This window comes from bacterium (assembly GCA_036504735.1).
GTDB lineage: Bacteria > Electryoneota > RPQS01 > RPQS01 > RPQS01 > DASXUQ01.
Map to the genome: position 1 here is coordinate 267,553 of DASXUQ010000002.1, position 25,024 is coordinate 292,576.

The 25,024-nt window shown below is 59.5% G+C and carries 21 protein-coding genes; all 21 read right to left on the reverse strand.

Annotated elements, in window-relative coordinates; all coding sequences use genetic code 11:
* Positions 1-7: 7 nt before the first annotated feature.
* Positions 8-1,630: a T9SS type A sorting domain-containing protein gene (locus tag VGL38_01465; protein HEY3294085.1), complete on the reverse strand. Its 1,623-nt coding sequence runs from the start codon at positions 1,628-1,630 to the stop codon at positions 8-10.
* Positions 1,631-1,643: 13 nt separating this feature from the next.
* Positions 1,644-2,123, reverse strand: coding sequence for a hypothetical protein (locus VGL38_01470; protein HEY3294086.1), 480 nt, complete (start codon positions 2,121-2,123; stop codon positions 1,644-1,646).
* 255 nt (positions 2,124-2,378) lie between these two features.
* Positions 2,379-3,269 carry a hypothetical protein gene (locus VGL38_01475; protein HEY3294087.1) on the reverse strand — a complete coding sequence of 297 codons (891 nt, stop codon included), beginning with the start codon at positions 3,267-3,269 and terminating at the stop codon, positions 2,379-2,381.
* A 13-nt stretch (positions 3,270-3,282) separates the two neighbouring features.
* Positions 3,283-4,371: a right-handed parallel beta-helix repeat-containing protein gene (locus VGL38_01480; protein ID HEY3294088.1), complete on the reverse strand. Its 1,089-nt coding sequence runs from the start codon at positions 4,369-4,371 to the stop codon at positions 3,283-3,285.
* A 284-nt stretch (positions 4,372-4,655) separates the two neighbouring features.
* Positions 4,656-5,888 carry an MFS transporter gene (locus VGL38_01485; GenBank protein ID HEY3294089.1) on the reverse strand — a complete coding sequence of 411 codons (1,233 nt, stop codon included), beginning with the start codon at positions 5,886-5,888 and terminating at the stop codon, positions 4,656-4,658.
* A complete protein-coding gene (locus tag VGL38_01490) occupies positions 5,889-7,880 on the reverse strand; it encodes a hypothetical protein (GenBank protein HEY3294090.1) in 1,992 nt (663 codons plus the stop codon).
* A gap of 238 nt (positions 7,881-8,118) precedes the next feature.
* Positions 8,119-8,562: a CBS domain-containing protein gene (locus VGL38_01495; GenBank protein HEY3294091.1), complete on the reverse strand. Its 444-nt coding sequence runs from the start codon at positions 8,560-8,562 to the stop codon at positions 8,119-8,121.
* Positions 8,563-8,883: 321 nt separating this feature from the next.
* The gene (locus VGL38_01500) at positions 8,884-11,580 is read right to left on the reverse strand and encodes a choice-of-anchor J domain-containing protein (GenBank protein ID HEY3294092.1); all 2,697 of its coding nucleotides are present in this window, start codon (positions 11,578-11,580) and stop codon (positions 8,884-8,886) included.
* Between the two features lie 295 nt (positions 11,581-11,875).
* Positions 11,876-12,691, reverse strand: coding sequence for a class I SAM-dependent methyltransferase (locus VGL38_01505; protein ID HEY3294093.1), 816 nt, complete (start codon positions 12,689-12,691; stop codon positions 11,876-11,878).
* A gap of 32 nt (positions 12,692-12,723) precedes the next feature.
* Positions 12,724-13,866 (reverse strand): glycosyltransferase, encoded by a 1,143-nt coding sequence (locus VGL38_01510; GenBank protein ID HEY3294094.1) that lies wholly within the window; start codon positions 13,864-13,866, stop codon positions 12,724-12,726.
* A gap of 106 nt (positions 13,867-13,972) precedes the next feature.
* On the reverse strand, positions 13,973-15,121 hold the full coding sequence (locus VGL38_01515) for a glycosyltransferase (GenBank protein HEY3294095.1): 1,149 nt from the start codon (positions 15,119-15,121) through the stop codon (positions 13,973-13,975).
* A 170-nt stretch (positions 15,122-15,291) separates the two neighbouring features.
* Positions 15,292-16,023 (reverse strand): DUF5683 domain-containing protein, encoded by a 732-nt coding sequence (locus VGL38_01520; GenBank protein HEY3294096.1) that lies wholly within the window; start codon positions 16,021-16,023, stop codon positions 15,292-15,294.
* 89 nt (positions 16,024-16,112) lie between these two features.
* Entirely contained in the window at positions 16,113-17,879 is a 1,767-nt protein-coding gene (locus tag VGL38_01525) for a T9SS type A sorting domain-containing protein (protein HEY3294097.1), read from the reverse strand.
* Between the two features lie 121 nt (positions 17,880-18,000).
* Positions 18,001-18,963, reverse strand: coding sequence for an electron transfer flavoprotein subunit alpha/FixB family protein (locus VGL38_01530; GenBank protein HEY3294098.1), 963 nt, complete (start codon positions 18,961-18,963; stop codon positions 18,001-18,003).
* Between the two features lie 121 nt (positions 18,964-19,084).
* Entirely contained in the window at positions 19,085-19,759 is a 675-nt protein-coding gene (locus VGL38_01535; GenBank protein ID HEY3294099.1) for a hypothetical protein, read from the reverse strand.
* Positions 19,760-19,769: 10 nt separating this feature from the next.
* Positions 19,770-20,276, reverse strand: coding sequence for a GNAT family N-acetyltransferase (locus tag VGL38_01540; protein HEY3294100.1), 507 nt, complete (start codon positions 20,274-20,276; stop codon positions 19,770-19,772).
* A 141-nt stretch (positions 20,277-20,417) separates the two neighbouring features.
* Complete coding sequence (locus VGL38_01545) at positions 20,418-20,852, reverse strand: hypothetical protein (protein ID HEY3294101.1); 435 nt, start codon at positions 20,850-20,852, stop codon at positions 20,418-20,420.
* A gap of 94 nt (positions 20,853-20,946) precedes the next feature.
* The gene (locus VGL38_01550) at positions 20,947-21,462 is read right to left on the reverse strand and encodes a GNAT family N-acetyltransferase (protein HEY3294102.1); all 516 of its coding nucleotides are present in this window, start codon (positions 21,460-21,462) and stop codon (positions 20,947-20,949) included.
* A 3-nt stretch (positions 21,463-21,465) separates the two neighbouring features.
* Positions 21,466-21,672 (reverse strand): hypothetical protein, encoded by a 207-nt coding sequence (locus tag VGL38_01555; GenBank protein ID HEY3294103.1) that lies wholly within the window; start codon positions 21,670-21,672, stop codon positions 21,466-21,468.
* Between the two features lie 718 nt (positions 21,673-22,390).
* A complete protein-coding gene (locus tag VGL38_01560) occupies positions 22,391-23,140 on the reverse strand; it encodes an electron transfer flavoprotein subunit beta/FixA family protein (protein HEY3294104.1) in 750 nt (249 codons plus the stop codon).
* A 243-nt stretch (positions 23,141-23,383) separates the two neighbouring features.
* Positions 23,384-25,003 carry a hypothetical protein gene (locus VGL38_01565; GenBank protein ID HEY3294105.1) on the reverse strand — a complete coding sequence of 540 codons (1,620 nt, stop codon included), beginning with the start codon at positions 25,001-25,003 and terminating at the stop codon, positions 23,384-23,386.
* Between the last annotated feature and the right edge of the window lie 21 nt (positions 25,004-25,024).

Here is a 25,024-nt window from a genome sequence, read left to right on the forward strand (position 1 = left end):
ATGTCCGTTACTTCAACAGCACAATCTTGGCGCTGACCAATGGCCGGTTCCAGATCGTATCCGTTGCCCGCACAAAATAGACTCCCGAAGCCAGCGCGCGGCCATCCACGGTGATCTCCTTCTGATCGGCCACTAATCCCGCCCACAGTTCTTTGACCCGCCGGCCCAGCAGATCAAACAGTTCCACCCGCACGATTTCCGCCTGCGGCACCTCAAGCTGAAGAACCGTGGTGCTATTGAAGGGATTGGGATAGGCAGACAGACGAAAAGCGGAAGGCGGAGCCGCAGCACGAAGCGTGATTGCACTGGGCTCTTCGCACATCACCGTGTCTTCACACCACGGAGCAAACTTGACAAAGCCCGTGATGGTGTCACCAAGACCCTGTGGATTGGCCGCCGCATGATAGGGCCCGGTGGAATCGCCCCACCAGTTCCAGCGGGCATCCAGCGTATCCGTGCTGCGGTCTATCTGCACCGCGTAGCCCGTACTGTCAAACCGGTTGCCATGCAACGCGTAATCATCAAGGGATTCCCCCGCTATGACCGGTGCCAAGGTGACGGTTGCGTTGCGCTCGCGGTCGAGATGTCGGAATCGGTTTCCTCGGACAGCGCAATCCTCCCGAAGATACAAGCCAACGAAGCCGCCCGATGCAGGGGCAAAGTTGTTTTCGAACACATTATCTTCGATCACTGCTCGGCACCTTCCATTGCCACCGTTATCGTTGACGAGGTACACTCCGAACGTGCCCTGCGCGTTCACGATGTTGTTCACCACGCGATTATTGCGGAGGGTGACGACAGACGTATCGTCGCAGGCACAATCGAGAGTAATGACTTCGTGTCCCAGATACAGACCTTCGAATACATTATTTTGTACAAGTCCGGAGGTCACCCCCAACCACAGCGCGGGATCGAACGACTGCTCGTTGGCTTCGGACGGACCAAAAATACAGTCCTCAATGCGGATGCCGCGCCCTGTGACCATGCACAGCGAGCCGTCGCGGTTGCCGAGAAAACGGCAGCGCAAAAAGGTACTGCTGTCCCCGACATGGATATTGAACAAAGCGCGACCGTGGAATACGCAATCCGTGGCGTGTAAGGCAAAGTGGCTCTCCGTGCTGTAGACGCACGCGCCCTGAATCGTACGAAACTCACACCGCTCCATGCTGATGGACCGCCATCCTGCCACGTAACCGCCCGCCGTGGAATCAAGGATGCAACGACGCAGCATGACGCCCGGACATCCCCCCGAAATTCCGCCGTTGGATCCCGGATCGTGCGGATACATGGCGGCGCCATTGTGAAAGCTCAGGTCCTCGACCGTAATGCTCAACGGAGTGGTAAGCGTCGGAAGAGTCAGGCAAGTGCGTCCGCGAGGATTCGTGAGTGATGTGGGATCTATCACCGGACGCGGATAATCGCCCGTATCGGGAATGGCGTCGCCCTTCAGAACGAAACTACGCCCCGGACATTGAAGTGCCTCTGCGTACGTCCCCAGCGCCACAAGCACCGTGTCGCCATTCTGAACCGCATTCAGCGCACTCTGAATCGTTGCATAGTCAGCGGGCACGTGCCGTGTCACGGCCCACGCCGTGCCCGCCAGCAACAACACCGCAAGCATGCGTATCATGGACATTCCCCGGTTAATCCGTAAGTTTCGCCCGTGCGGTGCACGTGGTCGGACAATCGTCACAGGTAACTCCCGGACAGTGCCGCTTACACACCACCAAACGATAGAGATTGCCTGGTTGTAGTTGGAGGCATGTTTCCGTATGCGAACACTGGTTTTCCTGGCAACTGATATGTGATGGACCACATCGCACGTCGAGGCTGCCGTCCTTGACGACATAGGCGCAGACCTGACAGTATTTGCAGTAGGCAGGATCTGAGCACTGCATTTCTGCCGTCAGATAGTACGTTCCCTCCACGGGCACGACGAATGCGGCTGACAGTCCGCAATTCGCATCCGGAGAATTGCACTCCTGCACATCGCTGCAAGTGGCGTCAGTCACCTCGACTACAAATTGGGCGGGGAGATTCGGAGAACCCTGCCCCACCCCCACCGTAACCGAACCCAGCAAGACAAGGATGCCCATGACCATGATACTCAGAATCGTCTTCATGACCCGTTCCTCCACACGTGTTTTGCCAAATCAGTTGCTTCAAACCGTTGGCATACAATATATAACAGGGGGGGGCAGAAAGTCAAGAGAAATTCACAGGTATTTCAATCAGTCTTGATTCCGTCACATTCCGGCTATTCACGCCCGCAACGGTCCGATTGACGGCAGGTTAACCGCAGAGCGCCAGTTCGTGCCCGCTCCAACAAAAGGCGCAACCCAACGGATTGCGCCTTCACCAAGTGATCCTCACGCGGCTCACCACAGCGTCTGCCACAAATAAAACGAACCGTACGCGCGGTACGGCTTCCAGAGATCGGTAATCGCGACCGTTTCGTCCAGCGTCGCCTGATGCCCGAGATCATATTCCCTGGCAATCGCATTGCGCAGGCCGATGTCTTCCACCGGACAGGCATCGGGATCGCCCACCGCGCGCATCATCGCATACTCGACCGACCAGGGTCCGATGCCGCGCAAGGCCCGCAGCCGCATCCGCGCTTCGTCATAGGGCAGGGCGCAGATCTCTTCTTCCTTCAACAGGCCGCGCTGCACCGTATCGGCAATGCCGCGCAGATAGTCCACCTTGCTGCGGGACAGGCCGCACTCGCGCATCTGCTCGCCGCTCATTTTCAGCAGATCCACAGGCGTGGGAAAGCCTTCGAACACCGTGCCGTTCCATTCCACCACCGCGCCCGCCGCGCGCACCAGCCGCGCCCGCATGGCAAAGGCCGAGGCCACCGACACCTGTTGTCCGATTATCGACCAACCCAGACATTCCCACAGATTAACCACTCCCACCAGCCGCACCCCGCGAAACCGCCGCACAATCGCGGCGAGCACCGGGTCCCTCTTCGCGTTCCGGTAGAAAGCCAGCAGCACGTCATCCGGTCCGAAGGCACGGCGCACGAACCGGTCCAGCAAAGCGTCGCGCGCTTTGGTCGCCCGGCCCGTGATGATTGCCGCCGCCAGTTTCTGTTTGCCTTCCGCGCGGATCCGCACCAGAAAATAGCCGCGCTCGTCGGCCAGCACCTGGTAGACCACTCCTTCGGAGACCGCCGCCCGCTGCGCCAGTTCGTAGCGTCCGATATAGGCAAGAGTGCGCGGAAAATTCAACGGCGCGGAGAACGCGTAGACGTGCTCTTGCGGCATGTCTCCTCGTGACCTAATCGTGCACGGAGGTATTCACACTGCTGACCGTCGTGCCGTCATCATGTTCGAGGCCCTTGCCGCCGTGATTGCCGCTCAGCGAGCAGTTGACCAGAGACACCGCCGAACGCTCCGTGCAGAACAGGCCGCCGCTCAAATTGTCGCTGACCGATGCGTTGGCAATATCCAGTGTGGAGCCGTTGCAGAAGATGCCGCCGCCGCGCTCCGAGCCACGGTTCCTGCTGATGGAACAGTTTGCCATGCTCACATTGGAGCCGTTCAGCAGCGCCACGCCGCCGTTCTCATTCTTGTTGATCGACGCATTGGCCAGATCCAATGTCGAGCCGCTGACAAAGATACCGCCGCCCTGCGACTGCCCCTTGTTTTCGCTGACCTCCGAATTGGCCAGATCCACGGACTTTACATTTTCACAGGCCAGACCGCCACCCGTATTGTGCGTAATCGAAATATTGGCCAGATCCATCGTGCCGCCGGAAATGTACACGCCACCGCCCATCTTACCCGCGGAATTTTCCGTGAAGGTGCAGTTCACCACTTCCGCCGAGGAATTCACCGATGCCAGACCGCCGCCCGATCCATCAGCCGTATTATGGCGCACCACGCAGCTCTCGAGCCGCGGACTGGAATTTTCGCAGTAGATTCCGCCGCCCAGCGCGTCCGCACCCTCGCCACTCGCGTGGCCGTTTTCAATCACACAGTTGTTCATCCGGCAATCGCTGGACGCGTTGACAAAACGGATGCCGCCCCAACCGGCAGGATTCGCCGAAGTATCAGCCGTGAAGCGGATACTGATCGCGCTTTCCTTGCGCTGCTTCAGCCGGATCAGCGAATGGTCTTCGGCGACGGCAATCAAGGTTCCGTTTACCGTGAACTTGTAGTGCCCGGTAAAATACACATTCACGTTCGGCTTAATGGTCAGCGTCTGCCCTTCCGGCACGACAACATCGCCCTCGATCACATACGGACTGTCTTTTTCCGTCCACTCACCGGACACCGGCCCAGCCGCCACATGAGTCGCATCGGCCCATGCAAGTGGCGCCAGCAGAACAATCCCGAAGAGAATGGCCCACATGAGATGTTTCATAGTTCTGCCCCTTTTGACCAAAATCGCATACTCGTCTGTTTAATTAGACTCGTCCGGCCACATTTTGTTGCACGAGCAACTCATCCCATGGTTCCTGCCTCTTCTCTTCTGCACCCCTTTCCCTATTCTATGGGTAAGGGGCAGGGGGATAGAGGTCTGCCCTCGCATGACTAAGCACCACGCTCCCGCGTGGTGCGGGTGCGGCGAATCTTTGGATTTCGGCCCCTTCCCCCTTTGAAAAAGGGGGAATAAGAAGGGGGTTCTGCATCTCACCAGCAGCACTCTCACGCTTCCAGCCTCACGTCTTCTCGCGCCGCCCTTTTCTGCCACACCAGGAACCCCACTCCGGCCAACAATGCCATGGCGGCGCCTAAATAGAACGGCGCAGCAGAGGACACATGGTCCCACAGCAAGCCGGCGGCGATGCTCGCCACAACCGCCAACAGTCCCGTCACCATGTAAAAAAGCCCAATCGCTGTGCCGCGTGCTTCAGAGGGAACAAGATTGGCAATCAGCGCCTTGCTCACTCCTTCGGTCAGGGCGATATAGATTCCATAGACCAGAAACAGCGGCCAGATCATCCACGCCGACGGCATCCAGGCAAAACCCATATACACCAGTGCAAACACCAGCAGACCATATCCCAGCAACGTTCCCTTGGGCATGCGGTCGGCGCGTTTACCAATGGGATAGGACAATAATGAATAACTGGCATTGTAACAGAGATACGCGCCAATCACCGCCTCCGCCGTCCAGCCCGCATTCCGCGCCTTCAGCAGCAGAAAAACATCGCTGCTATTACCCAGCGTGAACACCGAAAATAGCATCAAGGTCACATAATACTCTCTGCCGAACCGCAAATCCAGCACGCGCTTCTTACCGTCTGCCGCGGATTTCTTCGGGGGAATCTCTTTCACGGCAAAGATCAGCAGCACGCCAATCACCGCCGGAAGAAAGGCCAGCCAGTACAGTTGCCGGAAAGCGGTGGATTCCGTTTCGCTGCCCTTCAAAATCAGCAACAGCCCCAGCGAGATCGCCACACCCACCAGCGCGCCGGCGGTATCCATCGCGCGGTGCAATCCAAAGGCCCTGCCGCGCTCTTCAGGCACGGTAGAATCGGCAATCAGGGCATCGCGCGCCGATGTGCGCACCCCCTTGCCGAAACGGTCCAGAAAGCGCGCCAGCAACACCAGCGGCCAGCCCGCCGCCAACGCAATCAGCGGCTTGGCAATGGCGGACAAAGAATAACCCGCAAACACAAAGGCCTTGCGCTTTCGGATCCGGTCCGAATGCCAGCCGGAAAGTCCCTTCAGCACGCTGGCCGTACCTTCGGCAAGCCCTTCAATCACGCCCACGATTCCCACCGACGCGCCCAGAATCTGCGTGATAAACAGCGGGGTAATCGCATACAGCATTTCGCTCGACACGTCGGTGAGCATGCTCACCCAGCCGAGCCGCACCACATTGCGGAATCCTCCCGAGGGTGCTGCCACATCCGTCTTGGCCGGATCTTTCATTTACGGTAATGCCTGTGGTTGAGGCGGATGCAGTTGAGACAAGAAATGTGCAGTCTGCTCATCATGCGACAGGGCTAATGCCCGCTGTGCGTTTTGTTCTGCGGTGGCCTGATCCCCTGTACTCTCGGCAATCAGACAGAGAGCCAGCCATGCGGTCAGTTGCTGGTCATGGGATTCTGTCGTCCGTGCTGTGTAGTACCTGCGCATCTCCTCCAGCGCCGCCGGACTTCTGCACGCGAGCGTTTCGATCACCCGCTGGGCCTCTTCAAAACTCCGCAGTTTCAAAAAGAGATCCACGGATGCCACGCGCGGCCACGGCGAATCCGGCTGCAATGCAGCCGCAACTTCAAACGCCTGCCGTGCGTCGCTTACATACGCCTGTTCCAGATAGGAATTGCCCAAAGAAATCAGCGCCGCCGGATCGGTCACGCTGCTCTCCCACGTGGTCACCACCGAATCCGCCATTACCGAAGCCCGCGCCAACCCTGCCTGATACCTTGCATTCGGCCAGTCCTTCCGCATTCCGAAATACAGGGCGGCATTGGCATGGTAACGCGGGTTATTCGAATAGCGCATCGCTTCGAAATTGCATTGTCCCCATTCATCCATCCGGTTATGGTGGAAGTAGTAGGAACTGAGATAGTCCCAGCCGCTCTCGCTCCTGGCCGGATCCGCCTTCAGCAAATCTTTGAACCGGGCCACAGAACGCGTCTCCGAGGCCTGCACGCCCACCCACGGCACAATCATGAGCAGAATCCACACCGTCAGCAGCGCGCGAATCCGGCCCGGAGAATCGGCAAACGGATGCGTCGAATCCCAGATCACCAAAGACATAATCGGCGCGCCCGCCAACAGCGCCGCGCAAATGTCCCAGTCCCGCGCCATGCCGAGCTGCGGATTGTGCATCACGCAGGCCGCCAGCGGAAAAACCAGCGCCAGCAGCAGCAGCAGCTTCTCATCGTCCCACACCATGCCGTGCCGCTTCTCCGCGATGACATAACCCGCCAGCAGCACCAGAAATACGCCTGCCGCCAGCAGCAATCCGTTGATCAACCCCGCAAGGTGCGACCCGGTGAGCACCGCATCCCCAAAGGCTTCCGTTGTTGGTGTCAGCGGCAGCAGCACATCCGTCCCCTTATGCCAGCCCAGCGCAAAGTAAGCTCCCAGCGCCGGCACAATCAGCCCATAGCCGAACAGCAGCACCCAGCGCAACCGCAAATGGCGCGCGGAAAACATCCGCCACGTGTACGCCATCACCGCGGGCAGAAACACCACCGCCGCCAGATTGAATCCCACCGCTAAGAGCCCCAGCACCGGCACAAACAGCGTCGGCTCTGCTTTGCGCAGACTGATCACCATCACCACCAGCATCCACGTGATGATCGCCACCATCAGCACATAGGTCTCGATATAACCGAAGAACAGCGCGATTCCGCCCCACGCAAAACCGAACAGCAGACAGGTCAGGCGGTCAATCCGCAGATGCCGCGCCAGCACCAGCCAGCCCAGCACCGCCGCCGTTCCTGCAATCACACTCGTCAGGGCAAACAACCGCTCCGCGCTGATTCCTGTCAGCGGATTGAGCAAACCATACAGCGTATGCAATAGAAACAGGGTCAACGGCGCGCGGTTGCGCAGATAGTCCGAAGTCCCCGCCTGAATTTCGTTTAGCCAGAGCTGCCCATCCCCCAGCAGCGCCGTCGCCGAGGAAAACAGCAGGAACACCACACCGCAGCCCAGGGCCGTAAGCACGTCCCATTGCAGCGGGCTGAACGCAAGCGCCGGAGGCAGATCCGGCAGCAGCCCGCGCCAGCGCACGCGCGAAAAGCCCGTCAACAGCAACGCCACCGCCACAAAGGGCAGCGTCACCTGCACGGGCCAAGGGTAATAGGCCAGAAAATGTGTCCCCCACAGCCACGGCTGTGGAGCCACCAGACCGAGAATTACGCAGGCGCAGAGCAGCGCGAAACCCGCATACAGCGCCTTGATCATGTGTAAAGCATCACCTTTCGCACCGACCACTCATCTTGTAGTTTGACCTGTATGTCCGCCATTTTTCACAGTCTAAGCTACGGTAACCTCCCTTCATTGTCAAGCCCTTTCCCCCAAACGCAAAAAACCCGGCCTTAAAGCCGGGTTCTGCACATTCCCTTGCCCTACTTCGTGGGGAAGGTCAGGAGTCGGTTCTCCTTCATCCTTCATCCTTCATCCTTCCGCCTTCATCCTTGCCCTAAGCCGGGTATTTCCCCGTCACCACGTTGGTCAACTGCTGCGCCTCATGCCGGGCATCGGCCAGCATGGCCTTGACCAGATCCCCCTGTGACACAATCCCCCGCAGCACGCCGCCGGTAAGCACCGGCAAATGGCGGATCCGGCGCTCGGTCATGATCGACAGCGCCTCTTCCACACCCGTCTGGCACTGGGCCGTAATCAGGTCGGAGGTCATATGCTCGCTCAGTCGCATTCCGGAGAAATCCGGCGGGCTGGTGCGGTTCGAAAGCCGCAGCACATCCCGCTCGCTGAACATTCCCACCAGTTTCCCTTCCCGGTCCACTACGGCCAGTGCACCGATGTTGTGACGAACCAGGGTCTGCACCGCTTCCAGAACGGTTGCTTCCGGACGTGCTGTGATCACGTCCCGACCCTTGTCGTCCAGGATGTCCACGAGCTTCATGACCGCCTCCTTACTTCCCCGATAGTGTGCCTGAGACTAATTTACATGTGAAATGCACTCGAGTCAAGCGCCATTTGTTCCCATGTGAAAACAAAAACATCATTATAAATAATTCTTTACGGTCGTCGACTTTGTACAAATTTGTGAAAATAGAGGTCCTCCCCGCTCATCTTGTCCCACGGCCACAACGAGCGCGGGGGCCGGACAGATGGGGTCTGCCCTTGTCACCCGCTTGCCAGCAGTGAAACAAGAAGAGCCGCTGGACAAATCCACCGGCTCTTCCTTTCAGTATTTCAGCCTTTCAGCGTTTCAGCATCTTCTTCAGTTGCCGTCCCACGCCGTCACCATGAAGAACTGCATCATGTTGGTCGGATCGGAAATCGTGATGGTCGTCTGATCGGTGGTGTAGATTTGTGTGAATGGTCCGTCCGCCGACAGACTCGAGTAGACCTTGTAGTGCGCGGCGGTTCCCGACCAGCGTAGCATGATGTCCGTGCCGTCCGAAGCGCAGGTCAACTCCACGGGAATCGAAAGGCTCGCCGCCATCGGCGCATACACCTGCACATCATCCACAAACCAACCCTGCTGTCCGGTTCCGGCGTCGCTGCCGAACCGGAAACGGATCTGCACATTCTGCCCGGCATACGCGGACAGGTCAAAGCTCTTCTGTGACCACACCGTATCCACGCCCGCAAAACACGGTTGTCCGAGCATCGGTCCCGTCGCCGGGTTGCCGCCGCTGCTGCGATAACGGAACGTCTTGGGGTATCCCGTCAGCGGCGCGATGCGGGTGAACGTTCCGCCGTTGACTGAGACTTCGATGATGCCGCCGTCATACGCCGAGTCCGCATAAGTCCCGGAAAGCTCCGACTGAATTCGGTGCCAATAGCTGAACACTGCGCCGGCGGGAAGATTGCTCATCACCGGAGACGTCAGCCGCGCGTCATTCAAATTGCCGTAATTACCCGTGCCCGTGTCGCCGCACTTGTAGGCGTGCGTGGCGCTGTGGGACCGTTGCGTGGACAGATTCCATTGGTCAATCCACGTGCCGCCTGCCGACGCGTGCGTCCAGCCCGTTGCGCCGCTCTCGAAATTCTCCGACAGCACCAGTTGCAGCGCGCTGATCGTGAAATCCGCCGCCGAGGTGTCAGCATGCGTCGGATCGCCGACCACGGAAATCCGCACCCGGCACGTCGTAGACCGCGGGCCGGGAACCACCACAGTGTACAAACCGTTATTGGCCACCGATGCCGCCAGGGTGCTCCACGGCCCGGCCACACCGCTGCGCGACAGTTCAATCATCACATTGCCGCCTAAGCTGCCCGTCGTCCAGCGCACGCTCATGGTGCTGTCCACCGGCCAGAAGTCGCCGCCGTTTGGTGATGTCAAGGCAAATACCGGCGGAGCCGTCAGCAAGCCACGCGGAATGAAATGCGTGTAGATGGACGCCTGATGCACGCCGCCGAACAGACTCATGTCCGCCGTCAGCAATGCCTGCGCCGCCGTGGGCATGGTCGCACTGGTGCCCAGCAGGAAGTGGTGCTGCAGCACGATCTTATCCATCACGTCGCGCCCCACATCCAGCATGGTTTCGAAACACGGCTGACTCCAGATCATGCCCGCGTCGTGCACTTCTCCGTTGTTTTCCGGGTAATGGTAGTTGGCGTTCAACACACGTCCCGACCACCATTCGTTATGGCCGTCCCAGTTGAACACCCACGTATTGTGGAAGGTCGAAATCGAATTCGAATAGGAACCGGCCCAGTAGTCGCCGAAACCTTCGCCCATGCCGCCTTCGTCGCCATTGCCCCAGCCCGGCACCGAGCCGTTCTGAATCGCGTGACCGTACTCGTGCCAGATCACATCCGCATCTTCCGCGTCATCCACGCCGCCTTCACCCCAGGCCAGCCGGTTGGTGCTCGGCACGTAATAGGAGTTGTCGTCGCCATTGACGCCGTGCGGGTCCGCGTGAATCGGAGCGTGCTGAATGTTATTAAATCCGAGGGAGATAATCCAGCGCTGGCTCTTGTCGATGTTGTAATAGACGTTCACATCTTCGAAGCCCTGGGCATTGCGGTTGAAGCGGAAACTGTCGGGGTTGGTCGCCGTATTAATCGGACTCGTCGGCGGATCCCAGTCATCGTCATAGCACCACGGCCCGCGCAGGTAATAGGTTCCGGAGGTCAGTGTAATGTCCCGCAACGTATCCACAAACTCCTGCGCGAAAAGCTGCGCCGTATTGGCGTCATTGCCGTCGGTGTACCCTGTCTGGCCGTACGTCGCCTGCGCCGTCGTCAGTGGATCCGGTCGGAACACCAGCCCCGTGCCGTCCACATAGCAGAGCTTATCAACGGCGCGGCGGATCTGGCCCGTATTGGCATCCACCAGCACTTCCCAATCACCACGCGGGTCGGACATGAACTGGTTCACCTTCCAGCACACCGCAAAATCCCGGTTGTCGCCGGCCCAGATCACCAGCCGTGTCTGCGCGTCATCCCGCGGCTGAGCCTTCGGCTGCAAATGATTATGGGCGATAGACACTGCGTCCGTCGCGCTGAGGGCAATCGCCGTCGGCAGCTTCTCGGGAACAGTCATCAAACCGGAATAATAAAACAGCACCTTGTTCTGACGGCTGAGGGTCACCACCACGTCGCCCGGATATACCGGCACGCCGTTGATCATGTGCTCGAATGTGACGTGATACCCCATCGGGGTCTCCGCCGTACGCACCGCTTTCAAATTCTCTGTCGAGGGTTGCAGACCCACCCAATCGGTGTGCGCGGCCAGAAAGGCGCGCGCCGCCTGCTCCGAAGTCCCGCTATATGGGCCTTCGGAAAGCTGGCCGACACACTGCAAATGACCGTCGCGACTATCGATGACCCGGTTGCCCTCTGTGCGCCCGGTGCCTTGCTGATCCATGTACGTCGGCACGGTGGCGAGAGGATTGCTCGGCACTGGCTTCAATGCAAAAGCCCCGGTATTCAGGGCTGCCAAAAGTAAAACCGCTATTAACCACATAGTTAGTCACTCCTTAGTCGGTGCGAATATGCGGACCCAAAGCATGTTCCATCCATCACATAAGATAATACCGTCTCTCCCAAAAACCAAGCCCTCTTTCGCTTCAGTTCTCTGGTTCTTTAGCGAGAAAGATCTGAGCGTCGCGCCAGCCGTAACCTTCGCGGCGGCAGGGCTCTTGGGGCTTGCCCTGCCCCGCTGGGCGATCCCGTTGAAGAGGCGGCGCATCCTCCTGCCTTAGCCGGGCATGCGAAAACCCAAGACGCATGCCGCGGCGATGGCAGTATTTTTCCGCAGCCTATCCGTTCTTTTTCGCTACCACCAGCCAGCCGCCGCCATGCGGGCTCGGCCACGTCACGTCGATGAACATGCTCAGCGCAGCGGGCAGATAAAAGACCAGCAGCCACGGCGCCACAATCAGAATAAACCATTTGGATGTGGACAGCAGCCGCATGGGAATCCGCTGCAGCACGGTCCACGCGAACCGTCCCCACACGGGTCCATAAGTCCGCCCCATCTTTTCGATCTGAAATCCCGCCGTGGACAACTTCTCGATGAACTCGCGCTTCGTGTAGCCTTCCCGCACGTGCTCGCCGACAACACTCTCGAGGTGCTGATGGGATTCTTCCTTCGGCGTGCGCGGCGTGGCAATCACAAACAGGCCGCCGGGCCGCAGAGATTCGAATACATTGCGGTATACCGCGGCGTCATCGAGAATATGCTCCATCACATCCACCGACAGCGCCAGATCGAACTGCTCCGGCCGTTTGAACGTCGTCAGGTCATCCACCATGAACACGCAGTTCCGCTTTTTCAGCTTGTGCATAAAGCGGCGGCAGTCATGAACCTGCTCCTCTTTGACGTCTACCGCCTGGATTTCCGCGTGAGGAAACAGTTTACTCATAAAGTAGCTATACTGGCCGTACCCCGATCCCGCGTCGAACACGTCGTGCACATCCTTCTTGCGCGCGATACGCCGCAGTTCCTTGCGCACGTGCCACTGCCGCAAAAAAAGCGCGCCCAGCATCGCATAAAAGAGCTTGCGCAAAAACACATTGTGCGATACCCATTTGCCCAACACCGCTTTAAAAGGATCGTAGTCTATCGCTTTCACATCTATGTCCGTTTGATAAGTAGAAGCTTCTTTCAAATCTCTGCCTTTAGCCTTTCCAACACGCCTGCAAACTCTTGCCAACTCTGCCGCTTCGCCGCCTCACGCACGCCAGACTCGAAGGCCGCGCGGCCCCCCGCATCATAAAACCGCTTCACCGCGGCGGCGATCGCGGCAGACTCGGCCTGCTCAATCACCACCCCCATCTGCCCGTCGCGCATCGCTTCATCCAGCCCTCCGGCCCGGGTGGAAATCACCGGAGTCTCCAGCGCCAGCGCCGTGGGAATCACTCCCGACTGTGTCGCGCTGCGGTACGGCAGCACCACGGCATCCGCCGCTGCAAAACACATGGAGACCTCCTCGCCGGAGAAGTAGTGGTCGTGCAGCACCACCCGCTCGCGCATTCCCGTTTCATCCAGCAGCTTCTCATAGCGCGCACGCCGCTCATGGATCGGACCGCACACCGCCAGCTTTACGTCGCCGTTTTCCCGCACAATCTGCGGCATGGCGCGCAGCAGCAGATCCAGCCCCTTATAGTGCCGCACAAAACCAAAAAACAGCAGCACCCGCTCCGCCTCAACACCTAATTGCCTGCGCGCGTCCTGCACCGTCCCCGAAAACACTCGGTACCGGTCGAACGGCGGATGCGGCGCAAAATAGATTCGCTCCTCCGCCACATCCGGCAGCAACTGCTTGAGCCGACGCTCTTCGGCGCGGCTCAGCACCAGGAATTTGCTCGCCGTGCGCAGCGCCATCTTCGCCAGATACACATCTCCGGGCCGCCGCTCATGGGAGACCACGTCGTGGATCACATATACCAGCCGCCGGCGATACTCCGCTGACAAGGCCCGCGCCACGCCGCGATATCCCGGCCCAAACGGTGGCATCCACCACATCGCCGCAATCAGGTCAGGCCTGAACGCTTCGATGATGCGCGCGGTGGCTTTCCATGTCTTTGGCTTCCACGCGACAAACACCCGTTCCGATTCCAGCGGCACCGCATGGGGAGAATCATCCGTCTGGGATTTCCCCGGGAAAAACAGTTTGGGAAAGAGCGTTTCGAAATTGACCAGCTTCACCTCGTGCCCTGCATCCCGCAGCGCTCGTGTCAGCGCCGCCGTAAAATGCGGCACCCCGCCGCGAAACGGATACACCGGACCAAACAGCACAATCCTCACGCGGCACCCAAAGACAAAAGCAGAAAACAGAAAGCAAAAAACAAAAATGCGATGCGCCTATTTTCGCTTTTCGTTTTTCGCCTTTTCGCTTTTCCCCGTTCCGCCTTCATCCTTCCGCCTTCATCCTTTCTTCAATCGTCTTCGCCAGCGCTTCCCAGGAGAACCGCTTGGCCTCGCGCCGCACCGCGCCGGAAAACACGTCCCGTCCGCCCATAGCATAATAGCGTTCGACCGCCGCCGACAGTGCGGTCACATCTTCCGGCGGAACAATCAGCCCCGTCATGCCGTCGGTCACCACTTCTCCCAAGCCCCCCACATTGGTGGTAATCACCGGAGTCCCCAGCGCATAGGCCACCTGAATAATCCCCGACTGTGTCGCGCTGCGGTACGGCAACACCACGGCATCGGCCGCCGCAAAATATTTTCCCACCATGTCGCTGGGACAATAGCCGTCGCGCACAATCACCGCATCGGCAATATCCAACTCCACCAGCAGTTTGTCGTACTCTTCGCGCTTCTCGTAAAACTCCCCGACCACCACCAGCTTCACATCCGGATGACTCCGGCGGATGTGCGGCAGGGCGCGGAGCAGCAGATCCAATCCTTTATAGCGCCGCACAAATCCGAAGAACAGCAACAGTTTGCCATCGGCGGGCAGATCCGTCTCCCGGCGCGCATCCTGCGGCGGGCCGTCAAAGGGCAGATAGCAGTCATAAACCGGATGCGGGGAGTAGGCAATGCGATCATCGGACACATCGGGGAAGATTCGCCGCATCTCGCCCTCTTCCGTACGGCTTAACAGCAGATAATAGTGCGCCGTTCCCAGTGCCAGCCGCGACAGAAACATGTCTCCCGGCCGCTTCTCATGGGGCACCACATTGTGCAGCAGATAACCGATCCGCCCCCGGTATGCCGGCCCCAGCAGTTTGGCCACGGCCCAGTAGCCTGCCGCAAAGAACGGCATCCACCACATCACCAGAATCAGATCCGGTTTGTGCCGTTTGATCGTCCGCGCCGTCCTCAGCCACGCCAGCGGATTCCACGCCGTGAACACACGCTCCGACTCCACCTTCAGAGCGTCCGGCGAATCGTCGAACTGCGTCTTGCCCGGAAACAGGATCTTCGGAAACTGCTTGCGGAAATTGACCAGCGCCACGTCGTGCCCCGCCGTCATCAGCGCCTTCGACAGCACGCCCGAAAACTGCGCGATTCCGCCGCGAAATGGCCATGCTGGCCCAAGGATAACAATTTTCATGGGATGGTACGCAAGCAATTCAAAAGATAGGTCCAACGCGATTGAGACCGCGCGAGACGGGCACGGCATGTCGTGCCCCTACGACAGATTCCATAATCTTGGGACCGCGCGGTCCCCCGCGCTGTCCCCCCGCCGCAGGCGGCCTCAGGTGCAGGGGTTACCCCTGCCTGCTATTTCTTGTGCCAGACGGGGTAGTAGAGCGCATCTGCGTAATTCAGCAGGTAGACTCCCAGCGTGATGTAGCCCACTACGTTGCGCGTGCGGTAGGCGCTGCGGTAATCGGCATAGGCCTGATCGATGCGCGGGTCGCCGTAAACCTGCAGGTTCCGGTAATCGTCATGCCGTTTTCCCACTTCAATCTGTTCGAAAACCAGCGCCGCCAGGGTAAACACCTGTGCCACGGCGAGGGCCGTGCCCTTCAGCTCCTGCCGCTTGTAAAACTGTCCCCAGCCGGGCAGCACCAGGGAGCGCCACGATGCGGACATCCGCGCGTCCGCCTGCGGCATGCGGAACACCGCCGGCTCGCTGGCCACCGAGAGCAGATAATTTTGCCGCGCCTCACGGAACACATCCGTGATCTTGGGCGAGGTCTGTACCGGATCCAGATTGTAGGCCGGATTCACCGTCAGCACGTGCGTGAATTCCTGCAACGCCGCCGGACGCTGGTCTCGCGCCACATAGACAAAGCCCAGCAGCAGATGGTATTTCAGCTTATCCAGTTCATCCAGGCTCGCCGCCTCCCGCAGACCGCGCAGCGCGGTCAGCTCCGCGTTGTCGTAGTTGCCGTCTTCATAGGCCGCTTGTGCCGCGTGAAACAGGCTGTCTGCCGTGCTGCGCGGTTGCGCCTGCACGATGCCCGCCGCCAACAACAACCCTATGCCGATCATCGCCAGTCGAGTCATTCTCCTCCCGTTCGCGTGAAATGAAATCTTGAAAGGCTGAAGAGGCTCTGTCATCCGTTCAGCCCCTCAGCATTTCAGTCTTTCCACAGTTACTTCATCAGCACCAGCTTGCGCGTCAGCGATACCGCCGTCCCTTCCATCCGCACAAAGTACACGCCGCTGGCAAGCTGCGTTCCGTCCACGGTCAGGCGGTGCTGTCCCGCGGTAAACAGGCTATGGGACAAGGTGCGCACCAGCCGTCCGTTCACATCATAAAGGTCCACATGCAGCCGCGCCGCAAAAGGCACATCCAGCGTCAGCGTTGTCTGTGGATTAAACGGATTCGGGAATGAACCGAGCGCAAACTCGCGCGGCAGCAATACCGGTTTCGGATCATCCGTGCCGTTGGCCGCGCCGTTCCCGCGTACCAGCACCGTAGTCGGACTGCCCGGCGAATTGCTGTAAATCCGGATGGTGTCGTCGAACACTCCCAGAGAGTCCGGCTGGAAGCGCACGCTCACCAGAAAATCCTGCTGTGGCTCCAGCGAAATCGGGATCCCCGGATAGTCCGTGGTAAAGCCGTGCGGCGCGGTGACACTGTCGAGGATAGTCTCATAGGTTCCGGTCACGCGCACGGTGATCACCGAATCGCGGTGCGCGCCCACCAGCACATTGCCGAAATGGAAGGAATCGGGAATCGCGATGATCGACCGCGTCGGCGTCGCGCATTTCACCGTCCAGACATTGGGGATGCCCGCGCCATAGCTGTAGGTGCTGCCCGTCATCACATAGTCGCCGCTCATGGTCTGGGTCACGGCGCGGCCATGTTCCACCGAGGTGCCGCCGAAGACACAGTTCCACAGCGTGTCCAGATGAACGTCGGCCTTGACCAGCCAGTAATTGGCCCCGCCAGCCATGGCCTCGCTGCTGACTTCCCCGCCGATAATCAGTCCGCCGTCTCCCGTCTGCTGCAACGCATAACAGTAATCCTGTCGCGGCGTTCCCAGCGTGCGGCTGGTCAGACTGTCGCCGGTGGTTCCCGTCTGCACTATCCAGGCATCGGAATTTCCCGCGCCGAACGACTGCGTGTAGCCGCCCAGCGCCCAGCCGTTGCCCAGCGGCGCCAGTGACGTGCAGACATCCGACCCGCTGCCGCCGTAGGTCCGGCTCCACAGGCTGTCTCCCGTGGCGCTGATACTCACCAGCCAGAAATCCGGTGACCCCGTGTGGCCGTTGCCGAAAGATTCCGTGGACCCGGCCAGCATAAAGCCCCCGCCCGCCGCATTCTGCACCGCATAACACTGATCGCTGCCGTCGCCGCCGTAGGTGCGCGTCCATAGCGTATCGCCGCTGCCGTTGGTCCGCACCACCCAGAAATCTCCGCTGCCCGCACCGTAGGACAGGGTATATCCCACAAAGACAAAACCGCTGTCCGGCGTGACTGCCACCGCGGCAAATTCGTCGCGCTGCGCGCCGCCGTACTTGTGCGTCCACAGAGTATCCCCCGTGGCCGTGGTGCGCACGGCCCAGCCGCTCCAGCCGCCGCCGAAGGAGTTGCTCCGTCCCGCCAGAATCAGACCGCTGTCCGGCGTCACCTCCAGCGCAAAACAGGTTTCATCCTGTGGGCCGCCGTAGGTGCGCGTCCACAGTGTATCCCCATTAGCGGCGGTTTTGATCAGCCAGAAATCGCTGCCGCCCACGCCAAAAGACCGGGTCTCGCCGGCAATCGCGATGCTGCTGTCCGGCGTCTCGCGCACCGCATAGCCATTATCCGTCTGCGGCCCGCCGAACCACTGGGTCCAAAGCACATTGGGCTGTGCCATCCCCGTCAACGGCAGGCACAGCAACAGCAGGAAAATCGCTCGGTGATTCTTCATGGGAGGAGCACCAACTTATGGGTTGTGACTTAAGGCGCGGCTGATAGTTGGTCTGGAGATTCAAGACCACAGACTTGGCGTTCGATTCAGGTCTCAAGTCTTAAGTCTCGAGTCTCAGCGTTTATCCTTCACTTCTCAGCTTTCCGATTTCCCTGGTGAGTTCCGGCACCACGTCAAAAGCGTCGCCCACGATGCCGTAGGTCGCCACTTTGAAAATCGGCGCGTCGGGATCCTTGTTGATGGCTACGATCGTGCGGCTGGTGGTCATGCCTGCAAGGTGCTGCACTGCGCCGGAAATTCCCACCGCAAAATACAGCGACGGCGACACCACCTTGCCCGTCTGTCCCACCTGCTCGCTGTGAGGCCGCCAGCCGGCGTCCACCACCGCGCGTGAGGCTCCCACCGCCGCGCCCAGCACCTTGGCCAGTTCTTCGATCATCCCAAAGCCTTCCGGACCTTTCAGGCCGCGTCCGCCCGACACCACCACATCGGCTTCGGAAACATCCAACGCCGCGCCCGCCGCTATCTTTTCTTCGGTCACCTTCGCGCGGATTTTGCTCGCATCAAGGCTCACCGTGCGCGATTCCACCTGTGCCGTGCCGCCGCTCTCCACGGCCAAGAAGGCTTTCGGACGCAGCGACAGCACGCCGTATCCGCCCTTCACCTTGCACCACATCAGCACCTTGCCCGCATAGATGGGCCGCCGCACCAGCACCTCGCCGCCATCCAGCTTCAGTTCCACGCAATCGGTGAGCAAGGGCCGCCCCACGCGGGCCGCCGTGCGCGGTGCTAAATCGCGTCCCCGCGCCGTCGCCGCAAAGATCACCGCCAGCGGATTTTCCCCCTTGATGATTTCCGCCGCCGCCTGCGCGTACCCTTCAGTCGAGTAGTGCGCCAGTTCCGGATTGGCAATCTGCATCACCTTGCTTGCCCCGTATGCTCCCAAAGACGCCGCATCCGCCGCCTCCCCGAAGACCACCGCATGCACGTCTCCACCCAGCGTCTTCGCCGCGCTGACCATCTCCTTCGACACCGGCTTGAGCTTCCCGCCCTTCGCCTCGCAAAAAACTAAAATGTTCGCCATGTTTCGTTTGTATGGTTAGTTGAAATGATTTTCTTCTTCACATCCACCTTGTCATTCTGGACCCCGCAGGGTGTCCAGAATCCCAAACCTCAGCGGCGTCTCTTCTTATTTCCACATGCCATTATTGGCAAATTGGTCGTTTCACTTTGACTATTCGAGACTCCGGCGTACATATTATGCACCCACTTTTCCTTGGCGCATGTATCGGGTCTGCTAATACCTTGTTCGCATGAACGCCAAGCGATTCAATCCACGTCTCGAAGGTGTCAAGAAAAGGTGCATTCATCTTCGAACGGACATATCTGCCAAACCCGCTCGGAGCTATTTCCTGCAAGTGATATGGCAACGTCGCCGGACGACTTCCAAAATAATAGAAGTGATCAGACACGAGCACGTATTTTCCTTCTCTGTCCTTGCGCAAAGCATCGGTGCTGCCGCTGTGCAAACTGGGCCGTTCTATGCAGCGGCCAGAAGAAAAATCGAAAATTGCGTCACCGGCATGCCTTCGCTCGTCGGCATGCTTCATATCGGGAATCTTTCCCTTCAGTTGAGTTCGGGCACGGTCGGCATACTCCGCGAGCGTCAACTTCTCGGAAACGCGCATTGCGAATATCACCTTGAGGGTAAGATCAACGCCGCGCGAAGTATCTTTCCAACCCATTGCGGCAATCCAATCGCCCACCTCGGCGGCAAGCCGGATCTTTGGTTTGCACGTGGCAAGAGTCATCGCACCCCAATAAGGATTCGGTGCGAAGCCCTTGTCATGAACGATGCGGTACGTAAACAGAGTTGCCATACTTCCCCTTTTACCTCTCGCACGCCCACACTAAAAGTTCCCTCTCATACCACCACCCGCTTCCCTCGCATCTCATCCCGATCTTCTCGCACACCCGCTGCGAGGCGATGTTCTCCTCATCCACCAGCCCGATGATGCGCGGGATCTTCAGTTCGAAGAGTCCATACTGCAAACACGCCGCCGCCGCTTCGGTAGCATAACCGTAGCCCCACATATCGCGGCGGAAGTGATAGGCAATCTCAATCTCCGGCCCATGACCTTCGACGGGAAACAGCCCGCAGCTTCCGATCATCTCCCCCTTCTGCGTCTCCACCACCGCCCAGATCGTCACCCCGAACCGCTCTTCGAACTCCGCGCGCCCCAGAATCCGCTGCCGCACCTGCTCGTACGTCTCCGCTTGCCCATTCGACAGAAAACGCTTGACTTCCCCATCTCCATAAATCCGGTACGCCGCATCCACATCCTCCGGAATGTTGCGCCGAATCAGGAGCCGTGATGTGAGCAAAGGTAAGGGCATGGGCACGAGCGTTTTCGTCTTCCCCCTTTCTCCATTTCATGGGGAATGGGGGCAGGGGGATGGGGGTCTGCCGCAACAAAGAAGAGATACGAGCGGGTTGCGGAAGACCTTAACCCGCCCCTACACGATGAATCGCCGCGTCTATTTTCCCGAGAATTCCTTCACCCTCTCCGTCGCCAGCACCCGCTTCCGGTCCGCCAGCGCGCGGCTGAAACTGGCTCCCATTCCCACGGTCAGCAGCAGCCATACGGTGACGCGCTCCATGGTGATCTCCGGGATGGGGCTGCGCATCAGCATGGCCGCATCGAGGAAATACCAGGCCGCGCCCAGCACAATAAATCCCAACTCCAGATAGAACGGCGGGTGCCAGTTGCGCACCGCGCGGTAGAGTTGCCATTTGCCCCCCGTCATCCGGTCCAGCGTCCATCCGGCCAGCACGCCGCACGCAAACATGAGCATGAAGCTCGCCAGCGTCGCATTCCCGCTTTCCCCCAGCGCAATCGCAATCGTATCCGAGACAAAAATCGTCGTCAACAGTCCGATCACACACACGTTGCCCATCATCCGCTGTGTCATAACATCTTCCGCCTGAAATTCACTTCTTCGCTGCACATCACACAGAGAAACAAATGTCCTGCTCTTTCTTCTTGTCTTCCTTATCCCTTAGCATTTATCCCTTTTCCCTGTATTTCGCGTACTCCACCGATTCCCCGCCGTAGTGTTCTCCCCGGCCTTCCTCGGTGAATCCCAGTTTCTCCAGTGCCCGCTGTGCCGCAAAATTCTGCGGATTCGTCACAGCCACAATCCGGTCCAGTTTCAGTTCACGGAAGCCGTACTCGAGGCAGGCTATCCCCGCTTCCGTCGCATAGCCCTGGTTCCATTTGTCCTTTCGCAGATCACAGCCCAATTCCACCTCCGGGCCTTCACCCTCTAAGGGCGCCAGCCCGCAGTCGCCGATCACCTCGCCGCTGGTCTTTTCCACCACCGCCCAGAAGCTGTAGCCGAAATCTCTTTCCATCCCCGTCACCCAGCCGATGAACCCGCGCGCGTTTTCCACCGACTTGGCCAGCCAGATCAGAAAGAACCGCATCGTCTCGGCATCTCCCAGCACCTTGAACATCGCTTCGGCGTCATCCGGCGTGAAGGACCGGATGATCAGCCGCTCGGTTTCCAGTGGCAGCGGCATAACTTAGATCTTCGGAGGTTTGAGGGTGCGGAATTTCTGCATGGCGCGTCCCAGAAACAGTCCGGCGATCAGGGCGCTCATCCCGTAGGTGAGAATCACCGGCATCCGTCCCTGAGTGATGCCGTAAACCTGAATCCCCCACACCACTGCAATCCCCAGCCAAAGCACCCCGATCAAAATCAGCACCCCCGTGTTTCGCTCATGCGCCATAACTGCCTCCGTGTGGATTTCTGCTTGTATTCGAACAAAATTACTCTTAATACCGTGGTGCCATTCGTCTATTAAACTCGGCGGTGGTCAGGTCTATGCCGATGGTTGCATAAATAATAGGTCCACCACTACGGAACGCAAGTGTGGTGAGCATCGAAAAAACATCTGTCTTGACATATCCAACTTTGGCTCCGAATGCCGCGCCGCCTGTCTCCTTATCAACAAAAAGGATAGCCGCCGGGCCAAGCCAAAGATATCCTCCGTGCGCGTTCACGTTGAACCGGGGTCCCAACCCCATTGCATAATACCCGTGAACATATCCCGGAACGCTGCCTTCGCATTTGGATTTCGAGGCAAACTGCCCCGTTACCGTATCCCTTCAATAGGAGCGCCCCAAGCGATCAGTCCCGGTTTGGTATCTGGATCCAGAAGATTCGGAGGCTCCCCATCCATAGCCCAAGCCCGCCTCGGTATCAAACCGCAGGCCGCTGTACCCAAAAGCTGTAGCGGACCTATAACCGAGGTTGATATGAACGTTAGGGACGTTAAAGTACCCGACCCCGATTCCGATTCGGACGCTACCATCGGTAGGTGCTTGTGCGTTCGCCGTGCTCAAGATAAGCAGAGTGGCACACGCCAGAACGATGAACCGTAAGATTTGCCGCGAAAAAAATACCCAGACCATAATTGCCCTCGTTTTTTCGCCGTTCAATGTGCATTATAAAACTTTCGCTTCTTCCTTCAGCTTCTTGATCAGCACCGGCACCGCTTCCACACCCTTGCCCACAATTTCGCCCGGCTTGCGCGGCGGACGCGTTTCGATGGAAAGCACCTCCACCTGCACGTCCACGGCAGGCGCGGCCACTTCGTCCAGTGGCTTCTTCTTGGCCGCCATGATTCCCTTGAGGGATGCATAGCGCGGCTCATTCAGTCCCTTCTGACAGGCTACCAGACAGGGCAGCGGCGCTTCCACCACCTCCACTCCGCCTTCCACTTCACGCTCGCAGATCACCTTGCCGTCCGCGCGGTCCAGCTTGGTCACCACCGAAATCGACGGGATGTCCAGCAGTTCGGCCACCATCACGCCCACTCCGGCGTTGTCATGGTCAATCGCCTGCTTGCCGCACAGAATCAGATCGTAGCTCATCCCCTTCACCACCTCGGCCAGCACCTTGGCCGTGGCCAGAGCGTCGAAGCCCGCATTGCCCTTGATATGCACCGCGCGATCCACCCCCATCGCCAGGGCCGTGCGCAGCACCTTGGGCACATCATCGCCGCCGAAACTCACCGCCGCCACCTCGCCCGCCCCGTCCGCGTCGCGCAGCTTTAAGGCTTCTTCCACCGCATACTCGTCGTAAGGATTCAAAATCCAACTGATGCCGTCCAGCGCCACGGACTTGCCGTCGGCCGCCGGTTTGATGGTGGCCTCACTGTCCGCCACCGCCTTCAGAAGCAAGAGAATGTTCATCGGTTCTTCCTATATGCCATTTGAAAAAAATGTCGAAATCAAAAATCTGGACTTGTGGCCGCGCGATTCATCGCGCTGATGGGGACAGGCGCTCCGCCTGTCCGTCGGAGGGGCGGATCTCAGATCCGCCCGCGTAACATCCATCATCCGGCAGGCGGGCACGACATGTCGTGCCCCTACGGCAGATTCCATCATCTTGGGACCGCGCGGTCCCCCCGCCGAAGGCGGCCCCGGGTGCAGGCCTCAGGCCTGCAGAATTTCAAGCTGCGCAGGCTTGGGCTTGGTGCGGTCCCAGGCAATGATCAGAATGATCATCACCATGCCGGTCAGCAGACCAATGCCGAAATGGTTTCCAAAGCCCGTCCACACCAGCACCAGCCCGGCATAGCCGCCCAGCACCAGAAAGTGGAACAGCATCGCGCCGATAATCCCCACTCGCAGCATCAGCCAGCCCGCAATCAGTCCCCAGCCGATATAGAACAGCCCGCCGATGGTCAGAAACTGGTTAATATCATAGCCCGCAAAGAAGGCCGCGGCACAGGCGGATAGAGGGATGGCCAGTACCGGCAGCCGCAGCCAGAACAAAAACAGCGTGAACAGCCACAGGCGGTACAGGCATTCGTCCCAGGCCATATCCAATCCGATCTGCACCGGCAGAGCCAGTCCGGGCATGGGTGAGGAAAAGGCTCCGGCAATCAGGCTGGGCACCTTGCCGCACAGCCCCACCGGCCCCAGATAGTGCATCGCCGCCGCTTCGTAAACCAGCACCACCGCCGCCGCGGGGAAGGCCCACCGTGCCGCCTGTGCCCAAGCCGCGCGCCAGTCGCGGATCCCCGGCGCCAGCCGTGAAAGCGTCGTCGAACCGCGGAAGACATCCCGGGAGAGAGCTTCTCCCGTCGCCACAATCAGCCCCATCATCAGCCCGCTCTGCAAGGCATCCACCACCGCGCTCAGAGCCACCCTCGACAAATACCCCGTCAGAGAGTCCTCTGCCGGCATCAAGATTACCGACTGGGCAAAGGTCAAGCCGCGCCAGGCCAATGTCAGCAAAAAGACAATTCCGCCCCACATTCCCGCGCTGCGCAGCACCAGCGGTGTCCGGTGATAGTGCATCATCAGAAACACGCCGCCCAAAATCAGCGCAAAGCCCAACAGCCGTCCCGAGCGCGACGTGCGGTGGGGAAGAGTCTTGACTGTGCCGGGTGGCGGTTGAAAATGCAGATCACTGATGGTCTCACCCGCCAGTGTCACCTTCAGGGAGCCGCTCGAGTCCACGGCCTCCGGCCAGGCAAAGGCAAAGGTCCAGTCATTGCGCTGCGGCATGAACACCAGGGTGTCCGAGAGCGGCCTCAGCTTGTAGGAAGGAATCCCGAGGTCCGTCGCCAGCTTCTCGACGGCCAGCCGGAAGGCCGGCACATACTCCAGCCGCGCACCGGGCTCATCATCGAGCTGTTCGCGCTGCACTCGGTAGATCTGCCCGCTGGGAGCCACCGCCACCGTCCAGCCATCGACTGTGCCCTTGCGGAAAAACCGCAATAAATACCCCACCGCCGGATCCACGCCAAACCGCAGAGCCTGCCCCTCGCGCGCCGCCCATATACCCTCCCGTCGCCGCTCCACGGCTCGAATCAGGGTATAGTGCTCAAGGTCCGCGCCCTGCTTGACCAGAAAGCTCTCGGCGATGCTCTGGGCTTCGTCGATCCGCAACCAGCCCAGATGCCACGGCTTCGCCCAATGCCACACCGCCCACAGCGCCGCCAGAAATACCAGCAGCCGCAGCAGCACGCTACGGGTCAGATAATGCGCCGCCGCCCCAAACAACCGTTTCGGTTCAGCCAGCGCGCGTAGTCGGTATGGTCTCAAATAAGTCACAATCTCTGAAGA